This window comes from Pseudomonas sp. DP-17, from assembly GCF_022380625.1.
Taxonomy (GTDB): Bacteria; Pseudomonadota; Gammaproteobacteria; order Pseudomonadales; family Pseudomonadaceae; genus Pseudomonas; species Pseudomonas nitroreducens_A.
Map to the genome: position 1 here is coordinate 138,390 of NZ_JAKSXG010000014.1, position 18,473 is coordinate 156,862.

The 18,473-nt window shown below is 66.4% G+C and carries 19 protein-coding genes; 11 read left to right on the top strand and 8 right to left on the bottom strand.

Annotated elements, in window-relative coordinates:
* Nucleotides 1–140: 140 nt before the first annotated feature.
* From MJ122_RS22730 to MJ122_RS22740, 3 genes are all read right to left on the bottom strand, one after another.
* On the bottom strand, nucleotides 141–2,681 hold the full coding sequence (locus tag MJ122_RS22730; protein ID WP_239746110.1) for a penicillin acylase family protein: 2,541 nt from the start codon (nucleotides 2,679–2,681) through the stop codon (nucleotides 141–143).
* 170 nt (nucleotides 2,682–2,851) lie between these two features.
* Nucleotides 2,852–3,052, bottom strand: a complete 201-nt coding sequence (locus MJ122_RS22735; RefSeq protein ID WP_017521040.1) for an SEC-C metal-binding domain-containing protein — start codon at nucleotides 3,050–3,052, stop codon at nucleotides 2,852–2,854.
* Nucleotides 3,053–3,060: 8 nt separating this feature from the next.
* Nucleotides 3,061–3,546, bottom strand: a complete 486-nt coding sequence (locus MJ122_RS22740) for an LEA type 2 family protein (RefSeq protein WP_088417834.1) — start codon at nucleotides 3,544–3,546, stop codon at nucleotides 3,061–3,063.
* A 122-nt stretch (nucleotides 3,547–3,668) separates the two neighbouring features.
* On the opposite strand from MJ122_RS22740, the gene MJ122_RS22745 reads away from it, so the two are divergent.
* Nucleotides 3,669–4,229: a hypothetical protein gene (locus tag MJ122_RS22745; RefSeq protein WP_239746111.1), complete on the top strand. Its 561-nt coding sequence runs from the start codon at nucleotides 3,669–3,671 to the stop codon at nucleotides 4,227–4,229.
* Here MJ122_RS22745 and MJ122_RS22750 read toward each other — a convergent pair whose 3' ends face one another.
* From MJ122_RS22750 to MJ122_RS22760, 3 genes are all read right to left on the bottom strand, one after another.
* On the bottom strand, nucleotides 4,230–4,856 hold the full coding sequence (locus tag MJ122_RS22750) for a trimeric intracellular cation channel family protein (RefSeq protein WP_017521043.1): 627 nt from the start codon (nucleotides 4,854–4,856) through the stop codon (nucleotides 4,230–4,232).
* Between the two features lie 108 nt (nucleotides 4,857–4,964).
* Nucleotides 4,965–5,438 carry a YchJ family protein gene (locus MJ122_RS22755; RefSeq protein WP_045209861.1) on the bottom strand — a complete coding sequence of 158 codons (474 nt, stop codon included), beginning with the start codon at nucleotides 5,436–5,438 and terminating at the stop codon, nucleotides 4,965–4,967.
* Nucleotides 5,439–5,440: 2 nt separating this feature from the next.
* The gene (locus MJ122_RS22760; protein WP_017521045.1) at nucleotides 5,441–5,929 is read right to left on the bottom strand and encodes a DUF6231 family protein; all 489 of its coding nucleotides are present in this window, start codon (nucleotides 5,927–5,929) and stop codon (nucleotides 5,441–5,443) included.
* A gap of 140 nt (nucleotides 5,930–6,069) precedes the next feature.
* Here MJ122_RS22760 and MJ122_RS22765 point away from each other — a divergent pair, with 140 nt between their 5' ends.
* The 3 genes from MJ122_RS22765 (at nucleotide 6,070) to MJ122_RS22775 (ending at nucleotide 7,882) form a co-directional block, all read left to right on the top strand.
* Nucleotides 6,070–6,702: an OmpA family protein gene (locus tag MJ122_RS22765; protein WP_088417837.1), complete on the top strand. Its 633-nt coding sequence runs from the start codon at nucleotides 6,070–6,072 to the stop codon at nucleotides 6,700–6,702.
* A gap of 120 nt (nucleotides 6,703–6,822) precedes the next feature.
* Nucleotides 6,823–7,125, top strand: coding sequence for a DUF1145 domain-containing protein (locus MJ122_RS22770; RefSeq protein WP_088417838.1), 303 nt, complete (start codon nucleotides 6,823–6,825; stop codon nucleotides 7,123–7,125).
* Nucleotides 7,118–7,882: a collagen-like protein gene (locus tag MJ122_RS22775; RefSeq protein WP_239746112.1), complete on the top strand. Its 765-nt coding sequence runs from the start codon at nucleotides 7,118–7,120 to the stop codon at nucleotides 7,880–7,882. The genes MJ122_RS22770 and MJ122_RS22775 overlap by 8 nt, the downstream gene beginning before the upstream one ends.
* A gap of 55 nt (nucleotides 7,883–7,937) precedes the next feature.
* Here the strand turns inward: MJ122_RS22775 and MJ122_RS22780 are convergent, their stop codons facing one another.
* Nucleotides 7,938–8,402: a CopD family protein gene (locus MJ122_RS22780; protein WP_088417840.1), complete on the bottom strand. Its 465-nt coding sequence runs from the start codon at nucleotides 8,400–8,402 to the stop codon at nucleotides 7,938–7,940.
* 122 nt (nucleotides 8,403–8,524) lie between these two features.
* On the opposite strand from MJ122_RS22780, the gene dinG reads away from it, so the two are divergent.
* From dinG to MJ122_RS22810, 6 genes are all read left to right on the top strand, one after another.
* Complete coding sequence (dinG, locus tag MJ122_RS22785; protein ID WP_088417841.1) at nucleotides 8,525–10,669, top strand: ATP-dependent DNA helicase DinG; 2,145 nt, start codon at nucleotides 8,525–8,527, stop codon at nucleotides 10,667–10,669.
* A gap of 79 nt (nucleotides 10,670–10,748) precedes the next feature.
* Nucleotides 10,749–13,031 carry a beta-galactosidase gene (locus tag MJ122_RS22790; RefSeq protein WP_239746113.1) on the top strand — a complete coding sequence of 761 codons (2,283 nt, stop codon included), beginning with the start codon at nucleotides 10,749–10,751 and terminating at the stop codon, nucleotides 13,029–13,031.
* Nucleotides 13,032–13,134: 103 nt separating this feature from the next.
* Complete coding sequence (locus MJ122_RS22795) at nucleotides 13,135–14,280, top strand: serine hydrolase domain-containing protein (RefSeq protein ID WP_239746114.1); 1,146 nt, start codon at nucleotides 13,135–13,137, stop codon at nucleotides 14,278–14,280.
* Between the two features lie 243 nt (nucleotides 14,281–14,523).
* Nucleotides 14,524–15,324, top strand: coding sequence for an OmpA family protein (locus MJ122_RS22800; protein WP_239746115.1), 801 nt, complete (start codon nucleotides 14,524–14,526; stop codon nucleotides 15,322–15,324).
* Between the two features lie 108 nt (nucleotides 15,325–15,432).
* A complete protein-coding gene (gene pdxH / locus MJ122_RS22805) occupies nucleotides 15,433–16,080 on the top strand; it encodes a pyridoxamine 5'-phosphate oxidase (protein WP_088417845.1) in 648 nt (215 codons plus the stop codon).
* Nucleotides 16,081–16,240: 160 nt separating this feature from the next.
* The gene (locus tag MJ122_RS22810) at nucleotides 16,241–17,380 is read left to right on the top strand and encodes a glycerate kinase (RefSeq protein WP_239746116.1); all 1,140 of its coding nucleotides are present in this window, start codon (nucleotides 16,241–16,243) and stop codon (nucleotides 17,378–17,380) included.
* Here MJ122_RS22810 and MJ122_RS22815 read toward each other — a convergent pair.
* A complete protein-coding gene (locus MJ122_RS22815) occupies nucleotides 17,365–17,601 on the bottom strand; it encodes a hypothetical protein (RefSeq protein WP_017521056.1) in 237 nt (78 codons plus the stop codon). The two genes, MJ122_RS22810 and MJ122_RS22815, sit on opposite strands and share 16 nt — an antisense overlap.
* 205 nt (nucleotides 17,602–17,806) lie before the next feature.
* On the opposite strand from MJ122_RS22815, the gene MJ122_RS22820 reads away from it, so the two are divergent.
* Complete coding sequence (locus MJ122_RS22820) at nucleotides 17,807–18,271, top strand: glycine zipper 2TM domain-containing protein (RefSeq protein ID WP_017521057.1); 465 nt, start codon at nucleotides 17,807–17,809, stop codon at nucleotides 18,269–18,271.
* Nucleotides 18,272–18,473 lie beyond the last annotated feature (202 nt).

The window sequence follows — 18,473 nt, forward strand, 5'->3', positions numbered from 1 at the left end:
AGAAGGGCGGTGCAGCGGAAATGGAGCGGAAAAAAGAAAGGCACCCAGAGGGTGCCTGAATATGATCATGGAGTAAGTCGACAATTCTGATCCCGGGGCGGGAAGCAAGTTCCCGACTCCCGGAAATAATTTTCAGATCATCACTTCTGTGGCACCAGTGTCAGGCGTTTCACCCCGTAGACCTTCTCCAGGTTCTGCGACTGGAAGGGGAAACTCATGTAGTTGCCCTTCAGCCAGGCGTCGATGCCGTCGGCGTAGTGCGGGCTGGCAGGGTTGCCGGACTGGCCGCTGCTGTTGAGGCCGATCATCGGCTCGCTCTGGCCGAAGTCGACGACGATGCGCATGGCCGGGATCAGCCAGGTATCGAAGTCCTGGCCCCAGTGGTAGGCCGAGACGTTCAGCGTGCTGTGGTCGCCGCCGGCCGGGTAGGGGCCGCGATCCAGGTAGCCCTTGATCGCACTGAGGCTGGCGCGGTCGCCGGCGCTCAGGTTGGGCGCCATCTTGGTGCTGTCGCTGACCCACTCGTAGGTGTGCAGCTTGCCCCATTGCCAGGCGCGGCGGTCGCTGCCCAGCTTCTGCTCGCACAAGGCGGTGGCGGCGGCCAGGCTGCGCGCGAGGATCGCCGGCTTGTCTTCCTTCTGCGGGGTGCGGGTGTCATCCCAGAACGGGCTGTCGTCGCGGCCCAGCAGGTGGTCGGCCTGGGCCGAGTAGGAGAGGTCGGCGTTCTCCACGAAGGCCTTCCACGACGGGCTGTCTTCCGGGCCCAGTTCGTCGAGGAAGATCTGCCGGGTGCTTTGCTGCAGGAAGGCTTCGTACAGTGCGGCGTCGCCGGAGGTGGCGGAAAGCTTGCCGTCGAACGCCATGATCCGGTCCAGCGCTTCGCGGGCGCGGGCGCGCTGGTCGGCGGGCAGGGCGTCGATGGCCTTTTTCAGCGGCTGCGCCATGCCCGGCGCATCCAGCATCGACTGCAGCTTGCCGGCGAACGGCGTGGTCTGGTCGTACTGCATGGCAATCATGCTGCGGTAGTCGTGGCTCTTGCTGCCGCCGGCGAGCTGGGCGATGCGTTCGTAGCGCTCCGGGTAGTACCAGGAACTGGACAGCTGCGCGCCGTAGCCCGGTTGCACGCTGCGGTGGTTGGCGGTGCCCAGCCAGCCCTGCGCCGGGTCCTGGTCGGACGGGTGCAGGATCGGGTCGGCATAGCCGTCCCAGTCGTAGCGGCCGTCCCAGCCGGGGGAGGGCAGCAGGCCGCGGCCTTCCTTGCGGTTGGGGAAGCGTCCGGTGACCTGCCAGCCGATGTGCTTCTCATCGGCGAATACGATGTTCAGCGCCATGGCACGCACATCGCGGGTGGCGTCGAAGGCCTGCTCGACGTTCTTCGCCCTGGACAGGTCGAAGAAGGCGTCGAGGGTGCGGTCGGTCTCGCCCTGGATGCTCTGGTAGGCGATGCCGTAGCCGCTGGACAGCGGCAGCGGCTGCAGGTCGTGCTTGCGCTCGCCCAGCGCGCTGTTGAGCAGCGGGCCGTGGCGGGTTTCGTAGATGACCTCGCGGACCGGACTCTGGCCCTTGATGAAGAAGGTCTCGTTGCGCTCGATGGCCGGCTTCCACTGGCCGTCGGCGAGGTAGTAGAGCTTGCTGCCCTGGCGCTTGACCTGTTCGAGGAAGAGGTCCTGGTTGTCGCCCATGACCATGGTCATGCCCCAGGCCAGCTTGCCATTGAAGCCGGCGACCACGCCCGGCACACCGGCGATGGAGACGCCTGCGGCGTTGTACTTGGGCGAGCGGATCTGCACGTAGTTCCACACCGAGGGCATGGACAGCGGCAGGTGGGTGTCGTTGGCCAGGATGCTCTTGCCGCTGCGCGTACGCTGCGGGGCGATGGCCCAGTTGTTGGAAGCGGCGACGCCCATCATCTGCAGCGCGGCGATCTGGCCGGCAGCGCGGTCGAGGGCGTCGAGGCCGGCGATTTTGCCATCCAGGCGCAGGCCCTTGAGCTTCTCGGCTTCCTCGAAAGGCAGTGCCTCGTCCGGGTAGATCGGCGTCAGCCAGGGCAGCTTGTCGGCGCCGACTTTCTGTGCGAGCACCAGGGAGGCGATCTCCTCCTGCAGGTTCACCGCCAGGCCGAAGTTCAGCAGGCTGAAGACCAGTGCGGAGTCTTCCGCTTTCCAGTACTCGGGACGGTAGCCGGATTCGGCCAGGTCCATCGGCAATTTGTCGCGGTAGCGGTACAGGTAGGCGTTGACGCCGCGAGCGTAGGTCTCGAAGAAGCGTTTGAGACGCGGCGAGGAACCGGCATAGAGCGCATCGGCGGCTTTCTTCAGGTTCACCGTGCGCATGAAGCGGTCGGTTTCCAGGGCGCCGGGGCCGACCATCTCGGACAGGCGACCCTGGGCCATCAGGCGCAGGCCGACCATCTGGCTGAGGCGGTCGCTGGCATGCACGTAGCCCAGGGTGAACAGCGCGTCGTGGAAAGTGCTGGTCTCGATCAGCGGCATCCCCAGGCTGTTCCGGCGGATCGACACGTTGTCCGCCAGGCCCTTGATCGGCTGCACGCCATAGGTGGGCGGCAGGCTGTCGGAGTAGCGGTCGTTGAGCCAGCCCTGGCAGCCGGTGAGGCTGACAGCGGCGCTGAGGATGGCGGCAAGGCCGAAGGTGGGAAGCCGGCGGAAGGCGCGCGGGGCCATGGGGATGTGCTCCTGCACAAAGAGGGTCGCGGAAAAGGCGCTACGTTAGTGAGCCGAGGATAGCTGCGCAAGCCGCGCGCGGCGGGATTTTCAGCAGCCGACGAAGAGTGGGGCCGGACAGCAGAAGGCCCGCGCTGGGCGGGCCTTCTTCGCAGTGCTCGGGGCCTGGTTCAGGCGCCGTGGCACTTCTTGTACTTGCTGCCGCTGCCGCAGGGGCAAGGGTCGTTGCGGCCCACGTCCTTGAGCGGGTTTCGGACCGGCTCGTGGCTGTGGTTGCAGTGCGGGCCGTGCACATGGCCATGATCATGGTGGTGGTCATGATCGTGGTCGTGGTTGCAGTTCGGGCCGTGTACGTGGGGTTCCTGGCTCATGGTGACGCTCACTCGGGTATGAAATCGCCGGGAATTATCTCGCCATTGCGGGCGATGTGCACGCTCTGTCCGAAGAGCAGGCCGGTCTTCACTTCACCGTCGAGGCGATAGCGGATCGGCTTGTCCGGGTCTTCCAGCAGTTTGACGATGTACTTCATGTGCCGCCAGAGGTTGGTGGTCACCGGTACTTCGAAGGTTTCGTGGCCGTTGGCCGGCACTGTGAACCAGTTATTCGACTCGCCTTCGGCCAGGTCGATATCGTTCAGCTTGACCTTGTAGGCCAGGCCACGGACCGGAAGGCTGAAATCGTTCGGGTTGTCGATGCGGAAATGCAGGACGAATTCCTGCTCCAGCAAACGAGCTTTCACGACGTCCACTTTCTGCAGCTTCACGTCGGGCTGCTCGAAATCGCCTGCCATCCAGCCGCAGCCCGAAACAAGGCTGAACAGCCAGCACAGGCTGAGAATTCTTATCATTTGCGCCTGATAATTCATGTCTACCCCTCAAGACGCCCCAGTGTACCAAGCACCTGCTCGGCCGCAAGTTGTTGTTACGTTAAAAGAAGCTGCACCATACTGGCCGAATGTAACCGGCGGGTTAACACAGGAGAGTGAAGATGAGCCGCTTTGAAATTGCCTTCTCGGGACAGACCGTTCCCGGTGCTCAGCTCGACACGGTGAAAGCCAACCTGGCCAGGTTGTTCCAGGCCGACGCCCAGCGCATCGAACTGCTGTTCTCCGGTCGCCGCATGGTGATCAAGAACAACCTCGACGCCGAGGCTGCGGAAAAGTACCGCAGTGTGATCGAGCGTGCTGGCGCTGTCGTCGAAGTGGTCGACATGGACGCGCAGATCGAGGAGATCGAGCTGGCTCCGCCGCCGCCCGCCGAGCCTGTCAGTGCACCGGTACAGCCGGTAGCGTCTGCCGCTGGGGCGCAGGGGCGTCTGAAGGTCGCGCCGCGTGACGAGTACATGGCCGCTTTCGCCGATGTGGATGCACCGGATTTCGGCCTGGCTCCGGTGGGCGCCGACCTGCAGGACGAGAAGCCCGAGGCCCGGGCGCCGCGCGTGGATTTCAGCCAGTTCAGCGTCGCCCCGGTGGGCAGCGACATGGGCCAGGCCAAGCCCGAACCTGCGGGGCCTGCGCCGGACACCAGCCACCTCAGGTTGCAGGACTGATCAGTCGCCCTGGTGCGGGTCGTCCTTGTAGACGAACTTGGGCATTTCCCAGCGGAAGCGGATCGCCAGCATGCGGAACAGGAAGCCGGCGAACAGGGTGATCAGCATGGCCTGCTCCTTGGGCAGGTCGATCTGCAGGCAGATCAGGTAGCACCAGGCGCTGGCGAAGGACACGCTGGCGTACAGCTCGCGGCGGAAGATCAGCGGCACGTCGTTGCAGAAGATGTCCCGCAGGATACCGCCGAACACCCCGGTGATGACTCCGCTCACGGCGGCGATCAGCAGGCTGTGGCCCATCTCCAGGCTGACCTGGCAACCGATCAGGGTGAAGGCCACCAGGCCCACGGCGTCGAGCGCGAGGAACATCGAGCGCAGGTGGCGCATCAGCGGGGCGATGAACACGGTGAACAGTGCGGCGCCGGCCGTCAGTGCCAGGTACTCCGGGTGGCGCACCCAGGTCAGCGGGTAATGGCCCAGCAGCATGTCGCGCACGGAGCCGCCGCCCAGGGCGGTGACGCAGGCCACCAGCACCACGCCGAACAGGTCCATGCTCCGCCGACCGGCGGACAGCGCGCCGGTCATGGCTTCGGCGGTGATGGCGATGATGTAGAGAACGGTCAGCAGCATGGCGAGGTCCGGCAGGGGTAGCCGGTGCGGCGAATCAGCGCCGCCCCGGAAAAAAGCGCGGATTCTAGCCCAGACACCGGTTGCCCCCAAGTGGGGCGGGTTCGCGCTTCACTCGATCCAGGGCCCGCAGCATTTCTTCAGCTTGCCGCCGGCGCCGCAGGGGCACGGGTCGTTGCGCCCCAGCTTCATCGGCACGGTCGGGTCGAGGAAGTACCAGCGGCCGTCGCGCTGGACGAATCCCGAGCACTCGCGGTGGCTGTGTTCGCCGCCTGCATCGTGCCAGCGCGCAATGAAGGTCACCCGTGCATGTTCCGGCTGGCCGCCGAGGACTTCATGGCTCACCACCTCCAGGCCCAGCCAGGTGCTGCCCAGGCTCCAGGTTCGGATGGCGTCCAGGTCCAGGCCCTGCTGCTGGGCGGGTAGCGTCGTGTCGCGCAGGTAATCAACCAGGCCCAGCGCGTAGGCGCTGTAGCGCGAGCGCATCAGCGCCTCGGCGGTGGGCGCCGCAACGCCGGCATGGAAGCGCCCGCAGCAGTCGGGCAATGGGCGGCCACTGCCGCAGGGGCAGGTCGGTTCGGTCATGGTCACCACCAGTACTTGCCGAAGTTTTCCGGGTTGGCCCAGAACTTCGCGTTGAGCCAGTCCGGGACCTGTTTGTATTCGTGCAGATCGTAGGTGAACAGGGTGATCACCTGCTCGTCACGCTGGAAGCGCTCGCTGGCCTGCATGGCGAGGGCGTAGAAATCCGCGTCCTGTGCCTGCGCCGCGTCGAGGTCGACGAGTGCCGCCACGCGGCTGCTGTTGAGGTTGCGGATGCCGCCCACCAGTTGCTGTGCTTCGCGGCGTGGCAGGTGCTCAAGGCAATCGGCGAGCAGGGCGAGGTCGTAGCGTTGACCGGCCAGCTCCGCTGGCAGCGCGCCGGCATCGGCGTGAAATAGTTCGCAATCCGGATGCGCCGCGAGAAAGGCATCCACCGCCGGAATCTGGCTGGCGCCCACCAGCAGAAGGCGCCGTGGCGCGTAGCGATCGAGCAGGGCGGCAAGGGCTTGTTGCGGCGTGCGTGTCGAAATCATGGGGCTCGTCGAAGGCAAAAAATAATGAACGAAGACTAGCGTGTGACGCCCATATGGCCTAGTGCTGGCGCATTCTGTCAGTCACGTCTTTACTCGGTAATTGTCGGTCAAGACCCGATCATTAGAGGAGACATAACTTTATGAGCATCACAAGGACCGCTTTACCCCTGCTGCTGGTAAGCACGTTGCTCACCGGTTGCGCAGGGTTGCAGAAGTCCGACTGGCCGACTTGCGCCGTGGTTGGCGGTGTCGGGGGCGCAGGTCTGGGTTCCATCGAGAGCAGCGCCTGGGCGGGTTGGGGGGCCCTGATTGGTGGCGTGCTGGGTGCGTCCTACTGCTGGGTGCATGGGGCTGAAGAACAAGTGGCCGAGGTTCCGCCGCCTGCGCCGGCTCCTGAGCCCGCACCGGCTCCGCTGCCCAAGGAAGAGACCATCGTGGTGCGTGACCTGCACTTCGCCTTCGACTCGTCGAAGATCGATGCGCAGGACAAGGACAAGCTCGACACCATCGCTACCCGCCTGAAAGGCGAGGCCGCGACTACCGAGCTGAACATCGGCGGCCATACCGACAGCATCGGTACCGACGCCTATAACCAGAAACTGTCCGAGCGCCGCGCCAACGCCGTGTCCAACTACCTGGTCGACTCTGGCGTGCCTGCCAGCAGCATCAAGTCGGTCGTCGGCTATGGCGAGAGCCAGCCGGTTGCGGACAACAAGACCAAGGAAGGCCGCGCCGAGAACCGTCGCGTGGAAATCAAGATCACCCGCCAGTAAGTCCGGGGTGATCTGTGCAAAGGGGGCCCTCGTGGCCCCCTTTGTCATTCCCGGTTGCCACTGGCACAGGCCAGGGCAGAGGCGTATGTTCCCCGGCAAAGAAAAACACGGGGGCACTTCATGAAAGCGTTGTTGGGGCTGGGCAAACTGATTGCCCTGTTGTTCTGGCTGGCGGTGCTGGCCAACCTGATTCAACCCTTTGCACATCCTTTCGCCCTGCTGCTCAATGCGGCGGGCGCGCTGATCCTGCTGATCCACATCCTCGAAGTCCTGGCGCTGCGCAAACGGCTGCAGGGCCGACCGCATCCGGGCATGGATCGCCTGCAGATCCTGCTGTTCGGTGTCTTCCATTTCGCCTCTCTGCCGCTGTCGGCCGTGGAGAAAGCGGCATCCGCAAAAGTAGAAGGAGATACCCATGCGTAAGTCGCTACTGGGCCTGGCATTGTTCGCACCGCTGGCCTGTTCGGCCGCCGGTACCGTTTCGGTAGAAGCCAATACCGTGCTGCGCCTGCCGGTGAAGGGCGACAGCCTGAGCCTGGATCGCATCAGCGTCGGCCCCGAAGGCGCGTTGCTGATTCCGTCACGGGTCAAGGAACTGAAAATCGGCGAGCTGGACCTGGCGAAGAATGCGCGGATCGGCGTGTTCCCCGGCAGCGATGCGCTGCACATCGACGTCCAGCACGGCAGCCTGGCCGACGGCAGTGTCATTGCCGCGCAGGGCAGTTCCGGCAGCTTCGAGAAACCCGCCAGCGGCGGTCGCAACCTGGTGCTGCGGCTGCAGGACGTGCAGGTGGAGAATCTGCTGATCGACGTTCGCGGCGGTGTCGGCGCGCCGGGCTATGACGGCCTGGACGGTGGCAGCGCGCAGACTTCCGGTTGCCTGTGGGGCAGCGGCAGATCCGCCGGCGACGGCCAGAACGGCGCCGATGGCCAGCCGGGCGCATCCGGTGGTGCGGTGCGTCTGGAAGTGCCCGAGCAGTTCGACATCGACAAGGTGAAGGTGCGCCTGGATGGCGGCGCTGGCGGGGCGGGCGGCAAGCCCGGCAAGGCTGGCGCGCGCAGCAGCGAGAAGGGCTGCTGGTTCTACTCGGTGGCGGGCGAGAAGCCCGGTGCGGAAGGCAAGGGCGGTGCGGAAGGGGTGAAAGGCAGCGAAGGTCGCCTGGACGTGAAGCGCTTCTGAACCGGTGGCTCGTTTGAAGTGAAGGCCCGCCCGGCAACCGGGCGGGCCTTTTTGTTTACCAGTGCGGGCGGGCGGCGACGAAAGCCACCAGCGCCATGCCGATCAGCAGATTCAGGCCCACGGTCTTGCGGATCTTGCCCAGCGCGGCGCCGCCGGCCGGCCAGTCCTCGGCGCCTACCGCTGCGCGCAGTTCCGGCAGTTGCAGCGCCTGGATGCGCAGGAACAGCGCGAGCATCGCCACGTACAGGCCCATCATCACCTGTACGTAGCGCGGCGCGCCGGCCATGCCATTGAAGCTCAGGTGCAGCATGCCCACGCCGGTTACCGGCAGCAGGATCACCGCCGCCCACACCCAGCGGAAGAAGCGCGGGAACACCTCCAGCCACAGCTTCAGCCGGGGCGGGGCTTCCAGCGCGGCGACGGCGGCCGGGCGCAGCACCATCCAGGCGAAGAACATGCCGCCGACCCAGACCAGGGCGGCCAGGACGTGCAGGGCATAGACGAAGGCAAAGGGTGTCATTCGGACGATCTCCGCTGGCGATTGAAGTCAAGCGCGCTATCATAGCCGCCGATTCGAACCACTGAAAATTTATCCAGCATCCGGATATGTCCGCCAGGGCGTGTCCGGGGCCCGGGAAGTCCATGCTCAGCACCGAACTCAAGGCCACGATCCAGGGCGCCTACTCGCGTTTCCTCGAGGCCAAGGAACTCAAGCCGCGCTACGGCCAACGCCTGATGATTGCCGAAGTCGCCAAGGTCCTGGGGACCATCGCCAGCGACGAGGAAGGCCATCGTCTGGGCGATGCCGCCGTGGTCGCCGTGGAAGCCGGCACCGGCACCGGCAAGACCGTCGCCTATAGCCTCGCCGCCATCGCCTGCGCCAAGGCCGCCGGCAAGCGCCTGGTGGTCGCTACCGCCACCGTCGCCCTGCAGGAGCAGATCGTCCACAAGGACCTGCCCGACCTGCTGCGCAATTCCGGCCTGTCGTTCAGCTTCGCCCTGGCCAAGGGGCGCGGGCGCTACATGTGCCTGTCCAAGCTCGACCACCTGCTGCAGGAAGGCCAGGCGCAGAGCGCCACCGCCCAGCTGTTCGAGGAGGAGGGCTTCCGCATCGACGTGGACGAGACCTCCACCAAGCTGTTCAACCAGATGATCGAACGCCTGGCGGGCAACCGCTGGGACGGCGACCGCGACTCCTGGCCCGAAGCCATAGAGGACGCGCACTGGGCGCAGGTCACCACCGACCATAGCCAGTGCACCAACCGCCATTGCCCGAATTTCCAGCAGTGCGCCTTCTACAAGGCGCGCGAAGGCATGACCAAGGTCGACGTGATCGTCACCAACCACGACCTGGTACTGGCCGACCTCGCCCTGGGCGGCGGCGCGATCCTGCCGGACCCGCGCGACACCCTCTACGTGTTCGACGAAGGCCATCACCTGCCGGACAAGGCCATCGGCCACTTCGCCCACTTCACCCGCCTGCGCGCCACTGCCGACTGGCTGGGCCAGGTGGAGAAGAACCTGACCAAGCTGCTGGCGCAGAACCCGCTACCGGGCGACCTCGGCCGCCTGATCGAGCAGGTGCCGGAGCTGGCCCGCGAGCTGCGCACGCACCAGCAGTTCATGTTCACCGCCTGCGAGGAGGTCGGCGACTTCCGCGCCGGCGAGGACATGGAAGGCCGCGAGCGGCCGCGCCATCGTTTCGAGGGCGGGGTGATCCCCGAGCACATCCGCGAGATGGGCATCGAGCTGAAGAAGGGCTTTTCCAAGCTCACCGATCTCTTCACCCGCCTCACCGAACTGCTCAAGGAGGCCATGGACGGAGAGGGCAGCGTCGGCATCGCCAGTCATCAGGCCGAGGAGTGGTATCCGCTGTTCGGCAGCCTGCTGTCCCGCGCCCAGGGCAACTGGGAGCTGTGGACCGCCTTCACCAGCGAAGACCCCGAAGACAGCCCGCCCATGGCGCGCTGGCTGACCCTCGCCGAGAGCGGCACCTTCTACGACATCGAGGCCAACGCCAGCCCGATCCTCGCCGCCGAGACCCTGCGCCGCAACCTGTGGAACGTCGCCTACGGCGTGCTGGTGACCTCCGCGACCCTCACCGCGCTGGGCACCTTCGACCGCTACCGCATGCGCGCCGGCCTGCCGCGCGCCGCCGTCACCGCCGTGGTGCCGAGCCCGTTCCACCATGCCGACGCCGGCGTGCTGCGCGTGCCCGACCTCAAGGCCGACCCGCGCGATGCCGCCGCCCACACCGCGGCGATCATCCGCGAGTTGCCGGAAATCGTCGAAGGCTCGCGCGGTTCGCTGATCCTGTTTTCCTCGCGCAAGCAGATGCAGGAGGTCTTCGACGGCCTGGACCGCGACTGGCGCAAGCGCGTGCTGATCCAGGGCAACCTGTCCAAGCAGGAAACCCTGAACAAGCACCGTTCGCGGGTCGACGACGGCGAGCCGAGCGTGCTGTTCGGCCTGGCCAGCTTCTCCGAAGGCGTGGACCTGCCCGGCGCTTATTGCGAGCACGTGGTGATCGCCAAGATTCCTTTCGCCGTGCCGGATGATCCGGTGGAAGCGGCACTGTCGGAATGGATCGAGGCGCGCGGCGGCAATCCCTTCATGGAGATCGCCGTGCCCGACGCCTCGCTGCGCCTGGTGCAGGCCTGCGGTCGCCTGCTGCGCACCGAACAGGATCGCGGCACCATCACGCTGCTGGACCGCCGCGTGGTGACGCAGCGCTACGGCAAGGCCATTCTCAACGCACTGCCGCCGTTCCGCCGTGAAATAGCTTGAGTGTGCGGGAGCAAGCTCCCGCGCTTGCTGTCAAACGAACGCCCGCCGCCCGGCGGGCGTGTTGCAAGGACTCGAATCCATGACCTCGATGCGTTGGCATCTGCCTCTGCTGCTCAGCCTGGCCATCGCCAGTGCCCCGGCCTGGTCGGCCGGCGGCAATGAAACCCTGTTCAACTTCGTCAAGCCGATGGCCGTGGTCACCGTTACCACGCAGAACGCCGACCTGCCCAGTTCCACCGCCGAGGCCACGCCAGAAGGTGAGATCCTCCGTCGCGTGAACTTCAACCCGGCGCCGCAACCGACCCTGCGCCTGGCACCCTCCAGCGGCAGCTGGGACTGGTCCCAGGCCGACAGCGTCAGCCTGCGCATCCAGAACGCCATGGACTGGGCCATCACCCTCGAGGTGGAGATCGAAGGTATCGCTGGCGCCCCCGGCCTGCGCGCGAGCATCGCCCTGCCGCCGGGCCCGGCGCAGACCCTGGTGATCCCGCTGCACGCCATCGCCCCGGAAGACTTCGGCATGCGTGCCGGTGTGCCCATGCCCGTCACCCTGGATGGCCAGCGCCTGCTGCTGGCGAGCAAGGTCACGGGTGAGTTGAACCGCAGCCAGGTCGGTGCGGTGAAGCTGTTCCTCACCTCGCCCAAGGCGGCGCAGGACATCCTCGTGGGCCGCTTCGGCACCCGTGCTGGCAACGACGAGTACCACAAGGCCTACGCCGGCATCGTCGACGCTTTCGGCCAGTCCACCCGCAGCGACTGGCCGGAAAAGGTCAAGAGTCCAGAGCAACTGGCCAGCGCCTGGAAAGCCGAAGGCGAGCAGTTGAAGAAGTGGCAGCCGGCGCCCGGTCGCGATGCCTTTGGCGGCTTGCTGGACGGCCCGGCCTTCGAAGGCAGCGGTTTCTTCCGCACCGAGAAGCGCAACGGTCGCTGGTGGCTGGTGACGCCGGAAGGGCACTCGTTCTGGTCCATGGGCGTCAACGCGGTGAACGCCGACAGCAGCCAGACCTACGTGGAGGGCCGCGAATACATGTTCGCCAGCCTGCCCAAGGAAGACGAGCCGCTGGCTGCCTTCTACGGCCAGCGCGATGACCGCAGCGGCGTCGGCGCCCAGCAGGGCCGTGCGTTCGGTAACGGTCGCTGGTTCGACTTCTACGCCGCCAACCGCTTCCGCGCCGACGGCGGCCTGAGCGGCGATGCCGCTGCCGCCGCCTGGCGCGAGCGCACCTTGCAGCGCCTCGGTTCCTGGGGCTTCAACACCCTGGGGGACTGGAGCGATCCAGCCTTTGCTGACGACCCGCGCATGCCCTACAGCGTGCCGCTGTCCATCAGCGGCGACTACGCCACGGTCAGCACCGGCTACGACTGGTGGGGCGCGATGCCCGACCCGTTCGACCCGCGCTTCGCCATGGCCGCCGAGCGCGCCATCGCCATCGCCGCCCGCGACCACCGCGAGGACGCCTGGCTGCTGGGTTACTACGCCGACAACGAACTGGCCTGGGCCGGCCGTGGCGACGACGACCAGGCGCACTATGCCCTGGCTTTCGGCACGCTCAAGCTGTCCACCGACAGCCCGGCCAAGCGTGCCTTCATCAAGCAGCTCAAGGACAAGTACGAGGATCACGAACAGCTTGCCGGGGCGTGGGGCGTGCAGTTGGGCTCCTGGGAAGACCTCGACGCGCCGGGCTACCAGGCGCCGGTCCCGAGCGAAGCGCACCCGGCCATCGCCCAGGACTACAGCGCCTTCCTGCGCCTGTACGCCGATCAGTACTTCAAGACCCTGAAGGACTCGCTGCAGTGGCACGCACCGAACCACCTGCTGCTCGGCCCGCGCTTCGCCGTCAGCACGCCGGAAGCGCTGGCCTCCTGCGCGCAATACTGCGACGTCCTCAGCTTCAACCTCTATGTGCCGCTGCCGCAGCAGGGCTTCGACGCCAACTACGTGCGCAGCCTGGACAAGCCGGTGCTGATCACCGAATTCCACTTCGGCTCCCGCGATCGCGGGCCGTTCTGGGGTGGTGTCGCCGAGGTGTACAACGAGCAGCAGCGTGGCGAGGCCTACCAGCGCTTCCTCGCCGAGGCGGCGAAGGAGCCGAACATCGTCGGCGCGCACTGGTTCCAGTATCTCGACCAGCCGGTGACCGGCCGCCTGCTCGACGGCGAGAACGGCCACATCGGCCTGGTCGGCATCACCGACCTGCCGTTCACCGGCTTCGTCGACGCCGTGCGCAAGGCCAACCAGCAGACGCTCAAAGGCATCGACGAACAGGCCCGCGCCGCCGCCAAGGTGGCGCCGGAGCCGCAACCCAAACCCGCGCCGGCCGCTGACGACAGCGACGACGAGGAACAGGCCTCGGAGCAATAATCCGTCATTCGTGAAGCCACACCCTGCCTTCGGCAGGGTTCCCAGGGGCGGAGCGCGCTGAAAGAATGGCGTCTTCCGCCCCTGTGCATTTCCGGAGCTTGAGATGACCCTGAACGGCCACTGCGATCCGCGCTTCACCCCTGTTGCCGATGCCTTCAGTGCGCTGTTCGAAGACCCACAGGAGCGTGGCGCGGCGCTGTGCATCCAGGTCGGCGGCGAGACCGTGGTCGATCTCTGGGCCGGCAGCGCGGGCAAGGAGCCGGGCCAGGACTGGCAGGCCGACACGCTGCTCAACCTGTTCTCCTGCACCAAGACCTTCGCTGCCGTTGCTGTGCTGCAACTGGTGGGCGAGGGCCGCCTGGAGCTCGACGCCCCGGTTGCGCGCTACTGGCCGGAGTTCGAGCAGGCCGGCAAGCAGAACATCAGCGTACGCCAGCTCCTTTGCCATCGCGCGGGGCTGCCGGCGATCCGCGAGCCGCTGGCGCCCGAAGCGCTGTATGACTGGTCGACCATGACCGCTGCGCTGGCCGCCGAAACGCCCTGGTGGACGCCGGGCGCCGAGCACGGCTACGCGCCCATCACCTACGGCTGGCTGATCGGCGAGGTGATCCGCCGTGTCGATGGGCGCGAGCCCGGTGCTGCGATCATCGCGCGCACCGCCGAACCGCTCGGGTTGGATTTCCACATCGGCCTGGATGACGCCGAATTCCACCGTGTCGCGCACATCGCCCGGAGCAAGGGCAATCTGGGCGATGCCGCCGCGCAACGCCTGCTGCGCACCATGATGACCGATGCGGCCGCGCTCTCCACCCGCGCTTTCACCAATCCGCCCTCGGTGCTCACCAGCACCAACAAGCCGGAATGGCGCCGCATGTCACAGCCGGCGGCCAACGGTCACGGCAATGCGCGTTCGCTGGCCGGCTTCTACACCGGCCTGCTGCAGGGCCAATTGCTGGACGAAGCGCTGCTGGCCGAACTCACCCGCGAGCATGCCGTTGGCGAGGATCGAACCTTGCTGACCTCTACGCGCTTCGGGCTGGGCTGCATGCTTGACCAGCCGAGCGTGGCCAACGCCACCTACGGCCTTGGCCCGCAGGCCTTCGGGCATCCGGGAGCGGGCGGCTCCATCGGTTTCGCCGACCCCGAGCGTGAGCTGGCTCTGGGGTTCGTCGTCAACACACTCGGCCCCTACGTGCTGATGGACCCACGCGCCCAGCGCCTGGCGCGTATCGCCGGCGACTGTCTGTAGCGACGAGCGGGAGGAACCTTCCTCCCACCGTGCCTTCTTAAGGTCGTCCGCATTCGCCGTCGCGCTGGCTACGACGGCCATCCCCTGCGCACAGGTATGCGCCGCTCGTCAGTTCGGGATTAAAATCTCGTTCCAACTGAGTAAGTTATGTACAACTCTTAAGCTGATTGCTGAAGTTGCGGTGCCGCTGCCACCCAGCCGCGCCGAGCCTCCCTTCATGTTCCGACTTATGGAATCGCTCCCATGAACCTGCTGTTTTCCCATTCGCTGAAAGTCTCCACCCTGGCACTGTGTGTCGGTCTTTCCGCCTGTAGCCAGTTCCAGTCTCAGGATCAGGCCAAGGCGCCGGAAAGTGCAGCGGCTGCCGCCAAACCCGGCACTGGCCACTGGTGGTGGCCTTTCGGTGGTGACGAGGCGGTGACCGCAGCGACCTCCGCGCAGGAGAAAACGCCCGCCGAAGCGGCCAAGGTCGCCGACGCTGGCAGCCAGCAGCCCGGTGGTCACTGGTGGTGGCCCTTCGGCGTGAGCGAGAGCAAGCCGGGCGCCGACAAGGCCGCCAAGCCGCAGGACATCAAGGTCAGCAAGGAATGGCTGGACCAGCACGAGAAGTCCCTGCGCGCCGCAGTGGCCGGCAGCAAGTTCACCGTCGAGCGCCGCGAAAACGCCCTGGTGCTGATCGCGCCGGTGGAAGGCTCGTTCAATCCCAAGCGTCCTGAACTGCTGCTGCCGATCACCCTGGCACCGCTGGGCAACGTGGCGAAGATGCTGCAGAACGACCCCGAAAGCGGCGTGCTGGTCCTCGGCCACAGCGACAGCTCGGGCGACAAGGCGCTCAACGACAAGGTCAGCCTGCAGCGTGCCCAGGCGGTCTCGTCGATCTTCCGCCTGAGCGGCCTGGGCGCCGACCGCCTGCGCCTGAAGGGTGTCGGCTCGAGCCTGCCGCGCGCCGACAACGCCAGCGCCGAAGGCCGCGCGTTGAACCGTCGCGTCGAAGTGCTGGTCACCCAGCGCACCAGCCTGCTGGCGCTCGCCCAGGCCAACTGATCCTCTGCTGGCAATGCGTCATTCCGGACGGAATGACGCTTGTCGTGGATCAAGCGCGAAGGCGCAACTCTGGATAAGCTTAGGGACTTCTTCTGCAGGAGATTTCCGATGGCTCAGACCCTGGCCGATATGCGTCGCGAATACACCCGTGACGGACTGACCGAAACCCAGGCGCCCACCGAACCGTTCAGCCTGTTCAGCCAGTGGTTCGAGGACGCGGTGAAGACCGAGCAACTGCCGGTCGAACCCAACGCGATGATGCTCGCTACCGCGGACGCCGATGGCCAGCCGCACTGCCGTGTGCTCCTGCTCAAGGGGCTGGACGAGCGCGGCTTCACCTTCTTCAGCAACTACGAAAGCGCCAAGGGCCAGCAACTGACGGAAAATCCGCGCGCGGCCATGACCTTCTTCTGGCCGGCGCTGGAACGCCAGGTGCGCATCGAGGGACGAGTCGAGAAGGTTTCCGCCGAGGAATCCGCGGCCTACTACCGTGTGCGTCCGCTGGGCAGTCGCCTGGGGGCCTGGGCCTCGCCGCAGAGCCGGGTGATCGATGGCCGTGGCGAGCTGGAACAGCTGCTGGCCGAGACCGAGCGACGCTTCGCCGACAGCGCGCCGAGCTGCCCGGACTTCTGGGGCGGCTATCGCCTGCTGCCGAGCCGCATCGAATTCTGGCAGGGCCGCCCGAGCCGCCTGCACGATCGCCTCAATTTCCGCAACGAAAATGGCGTCTGGGTGCGGGAGCGCCTGGCGCCCTGAATTTGTACCCAAGGTGAGCGGGGCCCAGGAGCGGACGTGGTTCGCGATGGTTTCAGTCGCGAATCAGACCAATCGCGGACGAAGTCCGCTCCTGCGTACGTCGGGAAACCGTGCTGCGGTGTAGGATGCCCGCCATCCTCCCGCACAACGGACCTGCACCATGAAAGTCGTCATCGCTCCCGACTCCTTCAAGGAAAGCCTCTGCGCCCCCGAAGTCGCCGGGGCCATTTCCCGTGGCTGGCTGCGCGCGCGGCCCGGTGACGAAACCCTGCTGCGGCCCATGGCCGACGGCGGCGAAGGCACGGTGGACGCGGTGCTGGCGGCGCGGCCGGGTGAGCGCCGCGAACTGGACGTCTGCGGCCCACTGGAGCAGCCGGTGAAAGCCCACTGGGGCTGGCTGGAGGACGCCACTGCAGTGATCGAGATGGCCGCCGCCAGCGGCCTGCACTGGGTCCCGGAGGCGCAGCGCGACGCTACCCGTACTACCAGCCGGGGCACCGGCGAGCTGATCCGCGAAGCGCTGGATGCCGGCGCGAAGAAGATCATCGTCGGCCTGGGCGGCAGCGCCACCAACGACGGTGGCCTGGGGCTGCTGCAGGCGCTGGGCGTGAGCTTCCTCGATCACGAGGGCAAGGAACTGGGCGCTGGCGGAGCGCGGCTCGCGGAGCTGGAACGTATCGACCTGTCGGGCATCGACCGGCGACTGGCCGGCGTCGAAGTCGAAGTGGCAGCCGACGTGAACAATCCCCTTTGCGGTCCCAGGGGGGCTTCGGCGGTCTTCGGCCCGCAGAAGGGCGCGAGCCCGGCGCAGGTGCAACTGCTGGATGCTGCGCTCAAGCGTTTCGCCGAGGTCGCGGCGCTGGCCCTGGGGCAGGATCACAGCCTGTTCCCGGGCGTCGGTGCGGCAGGCGGGCTGGGCTTCGCCTGCCGGGCCTTTCTCAAGGCGCGCTTCCGTCCGGGCATCGAACTGATCGCCGAGCTGTCGGAATTGGAAGCGGCGCTGGCCGGCGTATCGCTGGTCATCACCGGGGAAGGGCGGCTGGATGGCCAGAGCCTGCACGGCAAGACGCCGGTGGGCGTGGCCCATGTCGCGCGTCGCGCGGGCGTGCCGGTGATCGCGCTGGCAGGCAGCGTCGGCGAAGGACTGGCCGAATTGCGTGAAGTGGGGATCGAAGCGGCGTTCAGCCTGGCGCCTGGACCCATCACCTTGGCCGATGCCTGCGCACGGGCGGCGCAGGAACTGGAAAACCGCGCCGAGGCGCTGGCGCGCTTCTGGTCGCTGGCTCAGGCCGCGCGGTAGTCGTCGGCGGCGCGCTGCAACCAGTCGGGCAGGTCGCGGCGCTTGACCTTCTGGCGCTTGGCATCGGCCAGGCGTTCGAGCAGGTAGCTGCGCTTTTGCGGGTCGTCGCCGGCCAGTGACAGCGCCAGGTCGCGGTCCATCCAGCGGCGGATGCGCCAGTAGATCCACCAGTGGAAGTACAGGCCGGCGGCGGTGGTGACGACGATGATGAAGTAGTCCATGTGGGTATCCATGTGGGGCGCTTCTGCTGCGGGCGCCAGCCTAACCGATCCCCCGACAGGAAAAACTGAGCCACGGCAGGCGTTTTTGGCGGATATGGCACAAACTGTACGAAAGCTGAATCGAGATCAGCTGTTTCACGACCTGGCGTGACAGGCGGGCTGCCGTCGGAGTCTAATAGTCGTAGCCCTATTCGGAGGTTCCCTAATGCGTAAAACTGCCCTGATCGCCGTGACTTTCGCCGCCCTGGCCATCTCCCTCGGCGGTTGCCAGTCCAGCCTGACCGGCGACACCTACACCCGTGAAGAAGCACGTACCGTACAGAACGTTCGCATGGGTACCATCCAGGCCCTGCGCCCGGTGAAGATCGAAGGCACCAAGACTCCCATCGGCTCCGTTGCCGGCGCCGCGGTTGGCGGTATCGGCGGCAGCGCCATCGGTGGCGGCAAGGGCAGCTATGTCACCGCCATCATCGGCGCCGTGGCTGGCGGCCTGCTCGGTGCGGCCACCGAAGAAGGCCTGACCCGCACCCAGGGCGTGGAAATCACCGTCCGCGAAGACGACGGCAGCACCCGTGCCTACGTCCAGCAGGTCGACGAAGGCGCCGTGTTCCGTGTCGGCGAGCGCGTGCGCATCCTGACCGTCAACGGTACCAGCCGCGTCGCTCACTGACCGGCTGACGGCTGCCCGTCCATGGCAGCCGGCGAAACCCAGCGCGCGACAGTCGTTTCGACTGTCGCGCGCTATCGTTTGCGGGATCGCAAAATCCGCCGAAGCTCAATGCTGATGCGGCTCAAGCTTGCTATTTCGTAATAATTCAATCCATGACGCGCAATCGATAGATATGGATAATCGTCGCCTTTGCAAGCCGGCT